Annotated in this window: 7 protein-coding genes; 5 read left to right on the top strand and 2 right to left on the bottom strand. The window is 72.7% G+C overall.

Features of this window, described 5'->3' with window-relative positions:
• Window positions 1–8: 8 nt before the first annotated feature.
• Genes ABZV77_RS16015 through ABZV77_RS16035 form a run of 5 tightly spaced genes read left to right on the top strand, consistent with a single transcriptional unit; the run spans window position 9 to window position 14,318 of the window.
• A complete protein-coding gene (locus ABZV77_RS16015; protein ID WP_356256279.1) occupies window positions 9–8,348 on the top strand; it encodes an HAD-IIIC family phosphatase in 8,340 nt (2,779 codons plus the stop codon).
• Window positions 8,341–10,836: a thioester reductase domain-containing protein gene (locus tag ABZV77_RS16020; protein ID WP_356256281.1), complete on the top strand. Its 2,496-nt coding sequence runs from the start codon at window positions 8,341–8,343 to the stop codon at window positions 10,834–10,836. The genes ABZV77_RS16015 and ABZV77_RS16020 overlap by 8 nt, the downstream gene beginning before the upstream one ends.
• The gene (locus tag ABZV77_RS16025; RefSeq protein WP_356256284.1) at window positions 10,833–11,942 is read left to right on the top strand and encodes an alpha/beta fold hydrolase; all 1,110 of its coding nucleotides are present in this window, start codon (window positions 10,833–10,835) and stop codon (window positions 11,940–11,942) included. Before ABZV77_RS16020 ends, ABZV77_RS16025 begins: the two co-directional genes overlap by 4 nt.
• A complete protein-coding gene (locus tag ABZV77_RS16030; protein WP_356256287.1) occupies window positions 11,926–13,365 on the top strand; it encodes an MFS transporter in 1,440 nt (479 codons plus the stop codon). The genes ABZV77_RS16025 and ABZV77_RS16030 overlap by 17 nt, the downstream gene beginning before the upstream one ends.
• 20 nt (window positions 13,366–13,385) lie before the next feature.
• Window positions 13,386–14,318 (top strand): sigma-70 family RNA polymerase sigma factor, encoded by a 933-nt coding sequence (locus tag ABZV77_RS16035; RefSeq protein WP_356256290.1) that lies wholly within the window; start codon window positions 13,386–13,388, stop codon window positions 14,316–14,318.
• Between the two features lie 24 nt (window positions 14,319–14,342).
• On the opposite strand, the gene ABZV77_RS16040 is transcribed toward ABZV77_RS16035, so the two are convergent.
• Both ABZV77_RS16040 and ABZV77_RS16045 read right to left on the bottom strand, forming a co-directional pair.
• A complete protein-coding gene (locus ABZV77_RS16040; RefSeq protein WP_356256293.1) occupies window positions 14,343–16,427 on the bottom strand; it encodes a translation factor GTPase family protein in 2,085 nt (694 codons plus the stop codon).
• A 170-nt stretch (window positions 16,428–16,597) separates the two neighbouring features.
• Window positions 16,598–17,629, bottom strand: a complete 1,032-nt coding sequence (locus ABZV77_RS16045) for a CPBP family intramembrane glutamic endopeptidase (protein WP_356256296.1) — start codon at window positions 17,627–17,629, stop codon at window positions 16,598–16,600.
• Window positions 17,630–17,634: the final 5 nt, after the last annotated feature.

Consider the following 17,634-nt stretch of genomic DNA (forward strand, 5'->3'; position numbering starts at 1 on the left):
GTGAGTTCATGCCCACCGAAAGCGAACTGCTCCAATACCTCAAGGCGGTCTCGCAGGAACTGCACGCCACACGAGGGCGGTTGCAGACCCTCGAGGACCGTCGCAGCGAACCCGTGGCGATCGTCGGGATGAGCTGTCGGCTGCCCGGCGGGGTGTCCTCGCCGGACCACCTGTGGGACGTCGTCCTCAAGGGCGAGGACATGATCGGGAACTTCCCGGCCGACCGCGGCTGGGACGTCGAGGCCCTCTACGACCCGGAGCCCGGCAACCCCGGCAAGACCTACACCCGCTCCGGCGGATTCCTGCACGACGCGGCGGACTTCGACCCGGCGTTCTTCGGCATCACGCCCCGCGAGGCCCACGGGATGGACCCGCAGCACCGCCTCATGCTGGAGGCGTCGTGGCAGGCCCTGGAGAGCGCGGGCATCAACCCGCAGACCCTCAAGGACACCGCCACCGGCGTCTTCGCCGGGTCCTTCCACCACGACTACGACCCCGGCGGCGGCAGCGTCGGCAGCCTCGTGTCCGGACGCGTCTCCTACGCGCTGGGGCTGCAGGGCCCCGCCGTCACCGTCGACACGGCCTGCTCGTCCTCGCTGGTGGCGCTGCACCAGGCCGTGCAGTCGCTGCGTGCGGGCGAGTGCTCGCTCGCCCTGGCGGGCGGTGTGACGGTGCTGTCCACGCCCGGCGTCTTCATCGAGTTCTCCCGTCAGCGCGGCCTCGCCTCCGACGGCCGCTGCAAGTCCTACGCCACCGCCGCCGACGGCACCGGCTGGGGCGAGGGCGTCGCCGTCCTGGCCCTGGAGCGCCTGTCCGACGCGGAGCGCAACGGCCACCGGGTCCTGGCGGTCGTGCGGGGCAGCGCGGTGAACCAGGACGGAGCGTCCAACGGCCAGACCGCGCCCAACGGCCCCGCCCAGCAGCGCGTGATCCAGGACGCGCTGGCCGCCGCGCAGCTCGGCTCCGCGGACGTCGACGTGGTCGAGGGCCACGGCACGGGTACGACCCTGGGCGACCCGATCGAGGCGCAGGCGCTGCTGGCCACGTACGGTCAAGGGCGGGACGTGGAGCGGCCGTTGTGGCTGGGTTCCGTGAAGTCCAACATCGGGCACACGCAGGCCGCGGCGGGTGTCGCGGGCATCATCAAGATGGTGCAGGCGATGCGGCACGGCGTCATGCCCAGCACCCTCCATGTGGACGAGCCCTCGCACCACGTCGACTGGACCGAGGGCCAGGTCCGACTCCTCACGGAGAACCGCCCGTGGCCCGAGGGCGACCGGCCCCGCCGGGCCGGGGTGTCGTCCTTCGGCTACAGCGGTACGAACGCGCACGTGATCCTGGAGGCGGCTCCCGAAACCGAAGAGGTCCAGTCCGAGGGTGAGTTGGCTCCCCTGGATGAGGGTTCCGTGGTGGTTCCGTGGGTGTTGTCGGCGCGGAGTGAGGCGGCTCTTGCGGGGCAGGCGGAGCGGTTGCTTGCGCGGCTCGATGAGGGTGGGGCGCTGGGGCTGCGTGATGTGGGGTTCACGTTGGCGGGTGGGCGTGCGGTGTTGGAGCGCCGTGCGGTCGTACTCGGCTCCGATCTTGGTGAACTGACCGCGGCTCTTGAGGAGTTGGCGGCCGGACGTCAGGCTTCGAGCGTGGTCTCGGGGCGTGCCGGGGCGAGTGTCTCCGGTGGTGCGGTGTTCGTGTTCCCGGGGCAGGGCTCGCAGTGGGTGGGCATGGCTCGGGAGTTGTTGGAGTTCTCGCCGGTCTTCGCGGGGCGGATGGCTGAGTGCGGTGCGGCGCTGGAGCCGTTCGTGGACGGCTGGAGCCTGCTGGACGTCGTCCGGGAGGGCGATGAGGAGTTGCTGCGCCGGGTGGATGTGGTGCAGCCGGTGTTGTTCGCGGTGATGGTGTCGCTGGCGGAGCTGTGGCGCTCGCTGGGCGTACGTCCGGCCGCTGTGGTGGGGCATTCGCAGGGTGAGATCGCTGCTGCGTGTGTCGCGGGCGCGCTGTCGTTGGAGGACGCGGCGCGTGTGGTCGCTCTGCGGTCGCGGGCGATTGTGCGGCTGGCTGGTCGGGGCGGAATGGTGTCCGTTCTGGCGCCCGAGGCGCAGGTCGTGGGGCGGCTCACGGACGGCCTTCAGGTGGCCGTGGTCAATGGGCCTGAGCAGGTCGTGGTGTCCGGTTCGCCTGACGAGCTGGATGCGTTCATGGCCGCCTGTGAGGCCGATGGTGTTCAGGTGCGGCGGATCGCGGTGGATTACGCCTCGCACTCGCCCCAGGTCGAGGACCTGCGGGACGAGCTGCTGGAGGTCCTCGCGAAGATCGAGCCGCGGAGCGGTCAGGTCCCGTTGTTCTCCACGGTCACCGGGGATGTCATCGACACGGCCGCGATGGACGCGGAGTACTGGTTCACGAACCTCCGTCAGACCGTCCGTTTCGACTCCGCCCTGCAGAACCTCCTGGAGGCCGGACACCGCGTCTTCGTCGAATCCAGCCCCCACCCCGTCCTGCTCGGCGCCGTCGCGCAGAACGCCGACCACCTTCGTACGACGGGCGTGACCGCCGTCGGAACACTCCGCCGCAACGAGGACGAGAAGGCCCAACTGCTGCGCGGTCTGGCCGAGGTGTTCGTGGCCGGAGCCGATGTGAACTGGGCGCCGTGGCTGGCGGGGGGTGAACTCGTCGAGCTGCCGACGTACGCCTTCCAGCGCCGCCGGTACTGGCAGCCCGCCGCGGCCGCCTCCGCCGACCTCGGCTCCGCGGGCCTGGAAGCCGTGCGGCACCCGCTGCTCGGCGCGGCAGTCCGGCTCGCGGACAGCGACGACGTCGTGCTCACCGGGCGCCTGTCCCGCGCCGCACAGCCGTGGCTCGCGGACCACGCGGTCTTCGGCACGGTCATCCTGCCGGGTACCGCCTTCGTCGAGATGGCTCTGCGCGCCGCCGACGAGGTCGGCTGCGACACGGTGCGGGACCTGACGCTGACCGCGCCGCTGCAGTTGCCCGAGCAGGGCGAGGTCGACATCCAGGTGCAGATCGGCGGCGCGGACGGCGCCGGGCGCCCGCACGCTCTCGACGTATACGCCCGTCCCCGCCGCTCCGACGGCACCGGACAGTGGACCCGGCACGCGAGCGGTCTCCTGTCCGAAGCCGGGTCCCCGGGCGACGGCTCGTCGGCCGACAACCCGCTGTACGGCGCCGCATGGCCGCCCGCGGGGGCCGAACGGCTCGACGCCGCCACGCACTACGACACGATGGCCGACGCCAGTCTGGAGTACGGGCCCGCCTTCCAGGGCCTGTCCGACGTGTGGCGGCTCGACGGCGAGATCCTCGCGCAGGTCGCCCTGCCCGGGCGGCAGGCGGAGGAGGCGCGGCGCTTCGGAGCGCACCCCGCCCTCCTCGACGCCGCACTGCAGGCCGCGGCCGTGGACGGCCTCGACGGCGCCACGCCGCTGCCCTTCTCCTTCGGCGCGGTCACGCTGCACGGCCGGGGCGCGAACGAGGTGCGCGTACGCATTGTGCCCACCGGCGACGACACGTTCACGGTGGAGGCGGCCGATCCGTCCGGCACGCCGGTCGCGCGGATCGACTCCCTCCTCGTACGACCGGTGGCCGCCGGTGATCTCGCCACCCCGGACAACAGCACGCAGTCGCTGCTGTCCCTCACCTGGTCGCCGTACGCGCCGGGTGACGGTGACGGCGGGAAGGCCGCGGATCCAAAGGCCTCGAAGGCCTCGAAGACCTCGAAGGCCTCGGAGACTTCGGAGACCTCGGACGTGACGGTCCTCGACGTCGCCGCCACGGCCGCCGCCGTCACCGCTGCCGGAGACGACGACGCCGCCCGTGCGCGGGCCGTCCTCCACGACACCCTGGGGCGGATTCAGGAGTGGCTGGCGCAGGACCGGCCCGCCTCGGCGCGGCTGGTCGTGCTGACCCGTCGCGCGGTGCTCACCGGAGCCGAGGCGCCCGACGTCGCGCTCGACCTCGCCCAGGCCCCCGTCTGGGGTCTGGCCAGGGCCGCACGCGCCGAGAACCCCGGCCGCGTACTCCTCGTGGACACCGACACCGACACCGACACCGACACCGACACCGGCACCGACGGGCTTGACCCGCAGGCACTGTCGGACGTCCTGCGCTCCGGCTCGCATGAACTCGTGCTCAGGGAGGGGCAGTTGTACGTCCCCGCCCTCCGCCCCCAAGACGCGCAGCCGGCCCCGGGAGCCGCACCCGCCGCCGCTCTCGGCACGGGCACCGTCCTGATCACCGGCGGCACGAGCGGCCTCGGCGCGCAGGTGGCCCGGCACGCCGCCCGGCTCGGCGCCCGGCACCTCCTCCTGCTGTCCCGCCGCGGCCCCACCGGCGACGGCGTCGCCGCCCTGAGCGACGAACTCACCGCCGCGGGAGCCCGCGTCACCGTCGTCGCCTGCGACGCGGCCGACCGCGAGCAGCTGGCCCGCGTCCTGCGCCACCTGCCGCAGGAGTATCCGCTGACCGCCGTCGTCCATGCCGCGGGCGTGCTCCGCGACGCCGTCGTCGAGTCCATCGACGCGGACGGCCTCGACGCCGTGCTGCGGCCGAAGACCGACGGCGTCTGGAACCTGCACACGCTGACCGCAGGGGCGGAGCTGTCCTCCTTCGTGGTCTTCTCCTCCCTCGCGGGCGTCCTCGGCGGCGCGGGCCAGGGCAGTTACGCGGCCGCCAACGCGTTCCTCGACGCGCTGATGCAGCAGCGCCGCCGGGCCGGACTGCCCGGACTCTCCCTGGCCTGGGGCCTGTGGGCCGAGGCGACCGGCATGACCGGGCACCTCGGCGACGCCGATCTGGAGCGGATCAACCGCGGGGGCATCGCCGCCCTCTCCACCGAGCAGGGGCTCGCGCTCCTGGACGCGGCGCTCACCCGGGACGCGGACGACGCGCTGCTCCTGGCGGCGGCCCTCAACGAACCCGTCCTGCGCACCACCGAACCGGCGCTGCTGCCCCCGCTCCTCGTCGGCCTGTTCCCGCCGCGCCGCCGCCTCGCGGGGTCCCGTCAGGGGCGCCGGGCGGACACGGGCGGACGGCTCTCGCTCGACTCGCGGGACGCAGTCGTGGACCGGCTGCGGTACCGGTTCGCCGCGACGATGGGCTTCGACACCGCGGAGCTCGACACCGGCGCGGCACTTGTCGGGCAGGGCCTCGACTCCGTGATGGCCATGCAGATCCGCAGCCTGATCGAGGCCGACTTCGGCCGGTCCGTGCCGATCGCCTCGCTCTTCAACGGCGCCAGTGTGGACTCCATCGCCGACGAACTGATCGCGGGAGCGGAAGGGACGACCGAGGCGGCGTCGTCGGACGGCGCCATCGACGGTGCGGCCGACAGCACGGCCGTCGACGAGACCGTCGACGACGTCGTACGCCACCCGGCCACCCGCGACGTCGTCCGGCTCCTCCGTGCCGAACAGCACGGCACACCGGGCGTCACGCACCACATCGGACTCGCCGTGCGGCTCACCGCGCCGACGACCCCGCAGCGGCTCGCCGAGGTCGTCTCCTCGCTCGCCGCCCGGCACGCCGCGCTGCGCACCGCGATCGTCCCGGACGCCGACGGCGGGCAGCAGTTGGAGGTGCGTCGCTCGCTCGACGGCGACCTGGTGCGCTGGTCGGACGTCGCCGAGGACACCGACGTCGACGAGCGGCTGTGCGCGCTGATGGAGCCGCCGTTCGACCTGGCCACCGCCCCGCTGTGGCGGTTCGAGCTGCTCGCCCGTCCGTCCGGCGAGCAGATCCTCGTGTTCGGCGCGCACCACGCCGTCTCCGACCTGGCCTCGCTCATGCTCGTGGCGCACGGTCTGGGTGCCGGACTCGCCGGTGCCGAGCCGCCCGCCACGGTCACCAACCGCGACATCGACCTGCTGCTGCGGGCCCAGGGCGGGACCGACGCGCAGTCCGGGGCCCGGTCCGGGGCGTCGGGCGACTGGCGTACGGACTTCGTGGGTGCCCGCAGGCTCGACCTGGAACTGGCCGCCCCGCGCCCCGCGCAGCGGTCGTTCCGCTCGGCCATGCACCTGGCGGACCTGCCGAAGGACCTCCAGGAGCAGGTGGAGGGCCGGGCCAGGGCGCTCGGCATCACGCCCGCCGCGTTCTGGCTCGGCGCGCTCACCGCGCACTTGGCCCGGGTGCGCGACCGCGACCGGTTCGTCCTCGCGGTTCCCGTGGACACCCGCATGCACGTGTCCGCCCTCGACGCCGTCGGATACTTCGGGCTGCCGATCCCGTACGCCGCCCAGGTCGACGCCACGGACACCGCCGAGGACGTGCTGCGGCGCACCGACAGTCGGCTCAGCAGGGTCCTGGAGCGCGGCGTCACGTTCTTCGACGCGATGTCCGCCCTCGTCCAGGAAGGCCTGTACCGGCAGGACGCGCCTCTCGTCGAGGTCTACTTCAACTACATGCCGCCGCAGGCGGGAGCCGCGGAGGGGCTGCGCATCGTCCCCGCGGGCACGGGCTACTCCGACCTGGACCTGATGGTCACGGTGATGCCGGGCCTCGGGAAAGTCGGCCTCGAATACAACACCGACGTACTCGACGACGCGGCCTGCGCGTCCCTGGCCACGGAGTTCCTGCACCTCGCCGGGGAGTTCGCGGCGGACGCGACCATGTCGGCGACGGCGCCTACCGCCACCGGTCAGACCGAAGCCCTGCCCACCCCCACCCCCGTCCCCGCCCCCGAGGCCACCCCCCAGATCGCCCTCGCCGCGACCTTCGCCCTCGGCAACCTCCCGGCCATGCTGTCCTTCGCCATGCAGGACGCCGGAGCCGATGACGGGCCCTTCGACGTGGCGGAGGCGCCGTACCACCAGGTCCTCGCGAGCCTGCACGATCCGGGCAGCGTGTTCGTCGAGGCTTCGACGGCCGTCGGCCTCGTGCTGCTGCGGCCAGGGGACCTGACCCGGTTCACGGACGCCGGGAGCGGCCCCGAGGACGTGCTGCTCGACCAGCTCGCCGACGAGTACCCGGCCGCGCTGCGCTCCCTCGCGGAGCGCACCCGCAAGCCGCTCGTCGTCGCCTTCCTGCCGGAGAGCGTCCTCCCGGAGAGCGCCGACGCCGACGGCCGACTGCGGGACTGGGAAAAGCAGGTGACGGGACGCCTCGCCGACGTGCCCGGCATCGCCGTCCTGCCCTCGGACACCTGGACCGACGACGACTACCCGGTGGCGGACGTGTTCGACCCCCACACCGACGCCATGGCCCACCTGCCCTTCCAGGACGAGTTCCAGGCACTGGTGGCGCTGCGCCTCGCCGACGTCCTCCAGCGGGTCCGCCGCCGGGCGCCCAAGGTGATCGTCGTCGACGGCGACGAAACGCTGTGGAGCGGCATCGCCGGTGAAGTCGGCCCGGAGAACGTCGACTTCACCGGCGCCCGCGCGCTGCTCGCCGCCCGGCTGCTGCAGTGGCGGGAGGCGGGGGTCCTGCTCGCCATGGTCTCCAACAACGACGAGGAGACCGTGCACCGCATCCTCGACCGCCCCGACAGCCCGCTGCGCCGCGAGCACTTCGCCGCGATCTCCGCCGCCTGGGAACCCAAGTGGACCCGGATCGTCAGGATCGCCGACGAGCTGCGGCTCGGCCTCGACAGCTTCCTCTTCCTCGACGACAACCCCGTCGAGATCGCCGGGGTCCGCGCACAGCTCCCGGAAGTGCTCTGCCTCACCTGCCCGAGCGCGGACGAGCTCGCCGACTTCGTCGCCAGGCTCTGGCCGATGGTGCCGCGGGCCGCGACGGCGGAGGACTCCGCACGGGCCGACTTCTACCGTCAGGAGCAGGTGCGCGACGAGGCCCGGGCCCAGCTCGGCTTCGCCGATTTCCTGGAGAACCTCCGGCTCGAACTCGACATCGAGCCGGTGACCGAGGAGACGGCCGAGCGCACCGTCCAGCTCAGCAGGCGCACCAACCAGTTCAACCTGCGGCCCCGTCCCCTGGACCCCGCCGAACTGGCGCGGCTGCGGCAGAGCGGCGAGGTGTGGACGGCGACCGCGCGGGACCGCTTCGGCGCGTACGGGCAGATCGGCGTCCTGGCCGTCACCGTCGACGGCGACGCGCTCGAAGTCGTCGCCTGGATGATGAGCTGCCGGGTGCTCGGCCGGGGCGTCGAGGACCGGCTGCTGCAGTGGCTGGCCGACCGGGCCGAGGCCCACGGCTGCACCACGGTGCGCCTGATCGCCGACAACACGCCCCGCAACATTCCCGCCCGACGCCTGGTGTCCCGCCTGGGCGGCGGCGACGTCGACGCACCCCGCCTGGAGACAGCGGTGGGGCTCGCACCACTTCGGGAGTTCCGTTCCTGGGACTCCGCATCCGATCACGCAGCGGAGGACAGCAATGCCTGAGGCGGCCAGCGGCACGAGTCGCAACCGCAGTGTCAACCGGCGTCCCGAGGAGGAGGCGATCGAGCGGCGCGGCCCCGGCAGGGCCGCCGCGTCCGATCTCCTCGCGCACTTCCGGAAGCCGCCGGCCGGACCTGCCGCCGCGCAGCCTGCCGGCACGACGACGCCGACGAATCCCACCGATCCCGCGGCGGCACGCCCGGCGCGAGGCGTTGCGGAGGTCGCCGCGGACATCGCGGCCCGCGCCGCCCGCTTCCTGCCCGGTGGCGCACCCGACTCCGAGACGGACCTGTTCGACGCCGGTCTGTCCTCCGTGGACGCCGTCGAGCTCGTCGCGCTGATGGCGCGGGAGCTGGACGTACAGCTGACCCTCGACGACGTCTTCGCCGACGCCAGGCCGCGGCGCCTGGCCCAGCGCTGGGCCAAGGCCCTGGGCCTGCCCACGACGGCCTCCGCGGCCTCCGCGTCGGCCTCCGCGACAGCCCCCGCGCCGACGCCCGCCGCGGCACCCACCGTCGCGGCCGCCCCCGTCGTGCTCCCCAGTACCCCGGAGAGCACAACAGCCCGCCCGAACGCGTCGATCGCCCCGGTCGTCGTCCGCGCCTCGGACGACGGCGCGAACGAGGACCTGGAGGCGATCCTCGCCGACCTCGCGCTCGCCGACCGGCTGCCGTTCAGCCGTCAGGCCGACCCCGTGCCGCCCCGCCGCATCCTGCTGACCGGCGCCACCGGCTACCTCGGCAGCCACCTCCTGCTCGACCTGCTGCGGCAGGGCGACGCCCACGTGGTGTGCCTGGTGCGCGCGGCCGACGACGCGGCGGCCGAACGGCGCATCGGCGACGCCCTGGCCGGCTTCGACCAGCCCTGGACCGCCGAGGTGCGGCGCCGCGTCACCGTCCTCGCCGCCGACCTCAGGCAGCCGTGCCTGGGACTGTCGCAGGAGGTCTGGGACGGTCTCGCCCAGGACGTCGACTCGATCGTCAACGTGGCCGCCGCCGTCGACTTCCTGCGCGGCTACCCCTCGCTGCGCCAGACCAACGTCCTGGGCCCGCTGGCCCTCGCCGAACTGGCGATGACGGGCCGCGCCAAGCCGCTGCACCACATCTCCTCGGTCGCCGTCTTCAACGAGGTCGGCATCGAGAAGATGGGCGAGGACGACCCGGTCGCGCACATCGACCGACTCTTCGCCGGTTACGACAAGTCGAAGTGGGCGGCCGAGGCGGTGCTGCGGCGCGCCCGTGAGCACGGTCTGACCGTCACGTTCCTGCGGCCCGGCGCGATCGGCGGACACACCCGCACGGGCGTGTACAACCCGCACGACCTCAGCACAGGGCTGATCGGCGCGTTCTCCCGCTACCGGACCGTGCCCGCCTTCAAGTTCATGAACCTCGCGCCGGTGGACTGGATCAGCAAGGTGACGGCGGCCGTGGTCTTCGACCCCGCCGCGTGGGGCCAGAACTACAACGTCACCGGCCGCGCGGAGACCCTGCCCCAGCTGGTGAAGGACATGAAGCTGGCCGGGATGAACGTACGGGTGGCCAACTGGCGCGACTGGCGCGACGACCTGCTCGCGCGGCACGCCTCCGAGCCGGTGCCCGAACTGGACTTCCTGATCCGCATCCTGCGCAGCCCCACCGCCATGAAGCTCTTCGAGGCGCTGATGTTCGGCCCGGAGGCGGGCTCGGAGCGCACCGACCGCTTCGTCGCGCGCCACCGGCTCCCGGAGGCCGAACGGTACGGATCGCAGGCGCAGTTGAAGGCCTTCGAGCGGATGGCGAAGGACGGCGTCGCCCGGCTGCCCAGCCGCGAGGACCCGCCCTACCTGCAGTTCCGCGAGCGGACCAAGGGCCGGGTCGGCCCGGTCGGCGGGGAGCGCGACGCCAAGTGCAGGATGGCGCTCACCCTGTCCATCGCCAGCATGTACCAGGTCGTACGCCACCGGAAGATCGATGTCCGCGGTGAGGTGTTCTGCGAGCGGCTGCACCCGGAACCGCTGACCGTGGAGGCGGGCGAGATCTGGGTCCGCCCCGACGAGGGCGTCCCGCTGCGGCACGGCAGCGACCACCCGCTGCTGCGCTACCGGCTGGTCCTGGTGGACCGCGACGGCGGCCGCTGGTGGCTGGAGGGCTGGAAGACGGCCCGCGCCAGCCGCGACTTCTGGAAGCAGACCAGGACCATCGAGGTCACCCTCGGCCGCGAGAACGAACCGGCGACCCTGGCCGGTGTCGTCAAGGTCCCCGGCAAGAGCTACGTGCCCGACCAGATCGACGGCATCGAGGTCGACCCGAGGCTGTCGTCGCAGGAGCGGCGGCTCGCCAAGCTGGCCTGGCTCTCCTGGTTCTTCGTCCAGGTCGGCATGGGCCTCGCGGAGCCGTCCCTGCGCGCCGTCGCCGAACTCCTCGACCTGCGCAAGGACGCCATCGACCGGGACCAGGACAAGCTGCAACGCAAGATCAGGAAGCTGATGATCAAAAGGGAGCAGACCCGATGACGACGCTGAGGCCCCTCCACCACGCACTCGGCGACCGCGTCGAGGACATCCCCTTCACCGCCTCCGACGGCACCCGGCTCGGCCTCACCCGGGTCGCCCCCGAGGACGGCTCCACCGACCGCCCGGTCGTCCTGGTCCTGCACGGACTGACCGCGTCGGCGGACATGTTCACGCTGCCCGAGACCCGCAACCTGGTGGACGTCCTGCTCGACTCGGGCTACGAGCCCTGGCTCCTGGACTGGCGGGGCAGCTGCCGACTGCCCTACAACGAGGGCCGGGTCCGGTACACCTTCGACGACGTGGCGCTCTACGACATCCCCGAGGCCGTGTCCCTGATCAAGGAGCGCATCGAAGGGCGCGAACTCCTCGTCGTGGCGCACTGCATCGGGGCGATGTGCCTGTCGCTGAGCATGGCGGCCGGTCTGGTGCCGGGCCTGTCCGGAGTCGTCGCGCAGGGCGTGTTCCTCACCCCGAAGATGTCCTGGAAGACGCGGGCGCGCCTGCACTTCGGCGGGGAGCTGCTGCGCTCCCGCTTCGTCAACATCCCCACCGACTTCAAGAAGGTCGGCATGTGGTCGAAGCACTCGCTGATCTTCGCCGAGGTGTCGCTGGGCGCCGAGTGCAAGGACCCCAACTGCCAGATCCTGCACAACGACTCGTGGGGCGTGGGCGGTTCGCTCTTCGAGCACGACAACCTCGACGAGGTCACCCACGACCGCCTCGCCGACCTGTACGGCACGGTGCCGATGTGGATCCTGCCGCATCTGCGCAGCATCGAACTGGCCCACACGATGATGCGGTACAACGACAGCGACGGCCGCTACGACGCACTGCCGAAGAACGCCCTCGACGAGGCCGGTTCGTTCGGGACCCCGCTCATGCTGCTCTCCGGCAGCGACAACCGCTTCTGGTACGACTCGAACGAGATCTGCCACGACGTCCTCAAGCGCCGGTATCCCGAGATGGACGTCAGATACGTGGAGGTGCCGGGCTACGGCCACCTGGACGCGTTCATCGGCCGCAACGCCGCCCTTGACGTGTTCGGACACATCGTCGACTTCCTCGACGAGTGCCGTGTGTCCGCCGCCGATGAGCTCCACGCGTGAGCGGCCGGGCGCCCCGGCGCCCGGCACGCGCCTGCTCATGCCCGTCATCCTGCTCGCCATCTTCACGGTCCCGCTGTCGGTGTCCGGCACCGCGGTGTCCCTGGGCGACATCTCCGACGACCTGGGCAGTTCGTCGGTGGGCGAGCAGTGGGTCCTCAACGGATACAACCTGACGTTCGCCTGCTCGACCCTCGTGTGGGGCTCCGTCGCCGACATCATCGGGCGCTGGCAGGCGCTGCTCTTCGGACTCCTCACGTTCGGCGCGGGCTCCGCGCTCAGCCTCGTCGCGGGCAACTACTGGGTCCTTGACGGGGCCCGGCTGGTGGCGGGGGCGGGGGCCGGGGCCGTCTTCTCGGTGGGCTCGGCCGTCGTGTCGTCGAACTTCGAGGGCGAACAGCGCACCCGCGCCTTCGCCTTCCTCGGCTCGGTCGCCGGTCTCTCCCTGGCATTCGGCCCGTCCCTGTGCGGACTGCTCACCCAGCTCTCCGGCTGGCGCCTCGTCTACGGCTTCCAGCTGGCCTGCCTGGTCGTCGCGTGCGCGGGCATGCCGCTGATCCGCCGGGCCGCCGCCCACGAGAAGCGGCGCGCCGCCCGCATCGACTGGGCGGGCGCCGCGCTCTTCTGCACGGCGACCACCGTCACCCTCGGCGGCCTCGCGCTCGGCTCGGCGACGGGCTGGGCCTCGCCGCCCTTCCTGCTCTGCACGGCCGTCGGCATCGGCTGTTACGGCCTCTTCGCCTGGCGGGAGTCGACCGCGCCCAACCCGCTGCTGAGTCTGGGCACCCTGCGCAGCAGGCGCTTCTCCGGCATCACGCTGGTGGTCGCGGTGGCGTCGTTCACCTTCACCAACGCGGTCGCCTATCTGCCGGTGTTCTTCCAGGGCGCGTACGGCGCCTCGGCGGGCGCCAGCGGCGCGTACCTGATGTTCCTGACGCTGCCCGTCCTCGTCGCCCCGCTCATCGCCGCCCGCATGACCGCCCGCGGCACACCGGCCCACACCATCTTCACGTGGAGCATCGGTCTGCTGGTCGCGGGTCTGGTCCTTGCGGGCGCGACCGCCGCTCCCGGGCTCGCCTGGATGGCGCTGCCGATGGTGGTCGTCGGCATCGGGTTCGGGCTGCAGGCGGGTCTCGTCGACGGCGAGGCGCTCGCGCACGTCCCGGCGGACGAGGCGGGCATGGGAGCGGGCTGGATCAACACGGTGCGCCTCGGCAGCGAGGCCATCGCGGTGTCGCTCTTCGGCTCGCTGTTCGCCAGCTTCGCGGGCGACGCCGACGACGCCTCGCGCAGCGGGTTCGCCGCCATCACGATCGGTTCCACGCTGTGCGCGGCGGTGCTCGGGGTCGTCTCGGTCCTGCTCATGCGTCGTCCTGGACCGGTGGCCCCGGCCGAGGATCCCAGGGCGGCGGACCGCGTCGGCTGAACCTCCTGTTCAATTGAAGGATGAACGAGAACGGATCGGCTCAAGTCGCCCTCGCGGCGCGGTTCGAGGAGCACAGACCCCGGCTGAACGCGGTGGCGTACCGCATGCTCGGCTCGCTGAGCGAGTCCGAGGACGCGGTGCAGGAGGCGTGGTTCCGGCTGAGCCGCACGGCGGACGCCCCGGACGCGGAGGAGGTGCGGAACCTGGGCGGCTGGCTGACCACCGTCGTCGGCCGCATCTGCCTCGACCTGCTGCGCACCCGGCAGTCCCGGCGCGAGGACTCCCTCGACGCGTCCGTGCAGGCCTTCGGCGAGACCCACATCCCGGACCCGGTCGTGACCCGCGCCGACGCGGCCGACCCCGAGGCGGAGGTGCTGCTCGCCGACTCGGTGGGCCTCGCGCTCCTCGTCGTACTGGAGACGCTGGCGCCCGCCGAACGGCTCGCGTTCGTGCTGCACGACATGTTCGCCGTGCCCTTCGACGAGATCGCGCCCATCGTGGAGCGTTCGGCGGCCACCACCCGGCAGCTGGCCAGCCGGGCCCGCCGCCGCGTGCAGGGCTCCACACCCGCGGCGGAGACCGACGTCGCCAAGCAGCGCGAGGTCGTCGAGGCATGGATGGCCGCCACGCGCGCCGGTGACTTCGACGCGCTGCTCGAACTCCTCGACCCGGACGTCGTGCTGCGCGCGGACACCGGCGAGCTGTCGTCCGGGCTCTCCAAGGTGGTGCGCGGCGCCGCGGAAGTGGCCGGACAGGCCGCGATGTTCGCGCGGGTCGCCGCGGACCAGCACCTGGTGTTCCTCAACGGCATGCCGGGCCTGGTCGCGCTCCCCGGCGGCGAGGCGGTCTCGCTCGGGTCCTTCACGGTCGTGGACGGCCGGATCGTGGAGATCAACATCATCGCGGACCGCGAGCGGCTGCGGGCGCTGACCCGTCCGCTGCGGGACGCCTGAGGGGCGCCCGCAGCATCGGAAGTGTCACCGGGCCGCAGTGGCGGCGGTCCCCTCCCGTCCGCCGCCACTCGTCCTGCGCACCACCCGCAGCAGGTACTCCTTGCGGTGCAGCGGATCGTGATCGGTCCGCTCACGCGTCGGTACGGCGCCGCCGCGCACCCGCTCGTAGTGGTCGAAGGCGGACTCCAACTCGCCCTCGCCGCGCGTGAGTCCGGGCAGCTGCTGCTCCAGCGCGTGCACCTGCTGCGCGGGGATGTCCCCTTCCAGGTGGTACGACGCCCCGCTGGTCGTCTGCGTGTGTGGGACGGCGCGCAGCCGGGCGAGGACGGGCAGGACCGCCCCGACCGTGTCGGCGGGCACGTCGAGCCGGAACCGGTGCATCGGCTCGTGCACCGCCGTGCCCGCCGCCCGCAGCGCGTCCATCAGGACCAGCGGCGTCAGGTTCCGGAAGTCCCCCGCGGTGCTCGACATGCTCTTGTCGAACGTGCCGTGGGCGTGGCTCTGCCGCGGCCAGTAGCCGCAGTGCGTCATCGTCACCGTGCAGTCGGGGATGCGCCAGCCGTGGACTCCCTGGTGGAGCGTCTCCCTGACCGTGTCCTCGACGGCCCTGAAGAACGCGTACGGCATCGAGCCGAGCTCGACCCCGAGGCGGAACTCCACCCCGGCGCCGACCGGCGCGGGCGCCACCCGCAGCCCGACCGTGGCCAGGAACGGATTGGGGTCCTTGTCGATGATCTCGTACGCCGAACCGGTCCCGACGACCCGCTCGACGCAGATCGTCGTGGTCTCCCGGAAGGAGACGTCGAGCCCGAAGTCCTCGGCGAGCGTCGCCTGGACGACCTCCTTCTGCACCTCTCCGTAGAGCGAGACCGAGACCTCCTGGCGGACGGCGTCCTGCCGCAGGCCGATCAGCGGGTCCTGCTCGGCGAGCTGGGTGAGCGCGAGGTGCAGGGCGCCGCGGTCGGCGGCGCGCAGCGGGGTGACGACCGTTTCGAGGGTCGGCGGCGCGAAGAAGTGCGCGCCGTACTCGACTCCCTCGCGGGGTACGCCGATCACGTCCCCGATCCGTACGTCCCCGAGCCCGCGCAGCTTGCCGATCTGCCCCGCGCGGACCTCCGTGCGCTGGACGTCCGTGCCCGCCTCGAAGACGCCGATGCCCGTGACCTTGCCCTCGCGGGCCGCCCCGCCCCCGCCGTCGCCGATGGCCAGGCGGTCGCGCGTGCGGACGGTGCCGGAGAACATGCGGACGTACGCGATCTTCTCCCCGGCCGTGCCCCGCTCGACCTTGAACACGCTGCCGGAGACCGGCCCTTCGGCGTCCCCGGCGACGCCGGGCAGCAACTCACTGATCCCGTCCGTCAGTTCCCGCACCCCCACGCCGGTGGCCGCCGAGCCGAAGAACACCGGGTGCACGAGGGCACGCCGGGTCTGCCGGGCCAGCTCGGTGCGCAGCCGGTCGTACGAGAGGGACGCCGGGTCGTCGACGTACGCGGCCAGGAGCGTGTCGTCGTGCCCGGCGAGCAGCTCGGTCAGCCGGGCGGTGAAGCCGCCGGACCCGGCGCTGCGGGCGGTGAACGGGGCGAAGCGCGCCTCGCGCGTGCCGATGCCGGAGACCGTGCCCATCGGGACGACGTCCGGGGTCAGCCGCTCGGCGATGTGCCGCAGCACGCCGTCGTAACGGGCGCCGCCGCGGTCCGTCTTGTTCACGAAGATCAGCGTGGGGATGCGCAGCCGCCGCAGCGTCCGCAGCAGGACGCGGGTCTGCGCCTGGACGCCCTCCACGGCGGAGACCACGAGCACGGCGCCGTCGAGCACGCTGAGGACCCGCTCCACCTCGGCGATGAAGTCCGGGTGACCGGGGGTGTCGATCAGATTGACCGTCGTGCCGTCGACGGCGAAGGAGACGACCGCGGATTTGATGGTGATGCCGCGCTGCCGCTCCAGGGCGAGCGAATCGGTCTGCGTGTTTCCGTCGTCGACGCGGCCGACCTCGTCGATGACACCTGCGGCATGCAGGAGCCGCTCGGTCAGGCTGGTCTTACCGGCGTCGATGTGGGCCAGAATGCCCAGGTTCAGGGTGCGCGGAAGGCGCGGGGCAGGTGAATGCACGTACCGTCATGTCCTTTGGGGAAGTGGGAATTCCTTTCGCGTGGGACATGCACGAACGCCGCATTTCCTGCTCCTTCGCAGACTCCACCGGGCTCGCCCCGGCTGCCGCAAGTGCAGCAGCGCGGGGCGGGGCGGGGCAACTGATTAAGTACGCGCCTCGTGGGACCGGCTCAGTGCGAGACCCATACCGGCGGGGCCGGGGCGGGAGCGGGCGCGGGGAAGGACGCGGGGTCGGAGACCGCGGTGATCCGGCGCCGTCCCGCGAGGCGCAGCACGATCGCCGCGTACCCGAGCAGCATCACCACGTCGACGCCCACCGACATCCAGTCCATGTCCGCGGCCGTCTCGTCGGATGCGAGGGCCCCGGCGATCGCGGCCGATATGCCCATCGCCAGCAGGTTGTTGACCACGTGCAGCCCGATCGCCGCCTCAAGCCCGCCGGTACGGACCGTCAGCACGCCCGCCACCAGGCCGAACACCACGAGGTCCGCGAAGCCCCACGGCGTGCCCCAGCCGTGGGCCGAGGCGAACAGCAGCGCCTGCGGCACGATCGCCACCCACGGCGAACGGCACCAGGCGCCGACCGCCTGGGTGAGCCAGCCCCGGAACGCGTACTCCTCCGCCGACGCCTGGAACGGCACGAGCACGCACACCATCGCGAGGCCGAGCAGGAAGTCGGGCCACCCGGCCCACTCCGTGCCGCCCGCGGTGTTCTCGGCGCCGCCGCCCCCCGACTCGGGCAGCAGCAGCATGATCCCCAGCGACGCGACGACCAGCGGCAGCGCGACCACGAGACAGCGCCCCAGCCAGCGCCACCGCAGCCGCCCGGTCACCGAGGAGAGCGTGCCCGCCGGGCGCCGCTGGGCCCAGTGCGCGGCCGCGAACACCACCGGCGTGAGCACCGCGAGCGACAGCAGCGCCACCCCCATCTCCCCGATGCCGCCCCAGACGCGGGAGCCGTCCTTGCCGACGGGCCGGTTCAGGAGCGCGCCCGCGATCTCACCGGCCAGCAGCACCACGAGCGTCGCGGCGACGGCGCCCGCAAGCAGCAGCGCGGTTCCGGCCAGGGGACGCCACCAGCGGTGCCGTCCCGTGATCAGGGCGAGGCGGTGGTAGGGGAGCGGCGGGACGGGGGAGGGGGGAGCGGGATGGGCGGGGTAGGCGGGATATGCGGGGTAAGCGGGGGAGGGTGTCGCGGTCATGCCCA

Source organism: Streptomyces sp. NPDC004732, from assembly GCF_040609235.1.
In the GTDB taxonomy this organism is placed as follows: Bacteria; Actinomycetota; Actinomycetes; order Streptomycetales; family Streptomycetaceae; genus Streptomyces.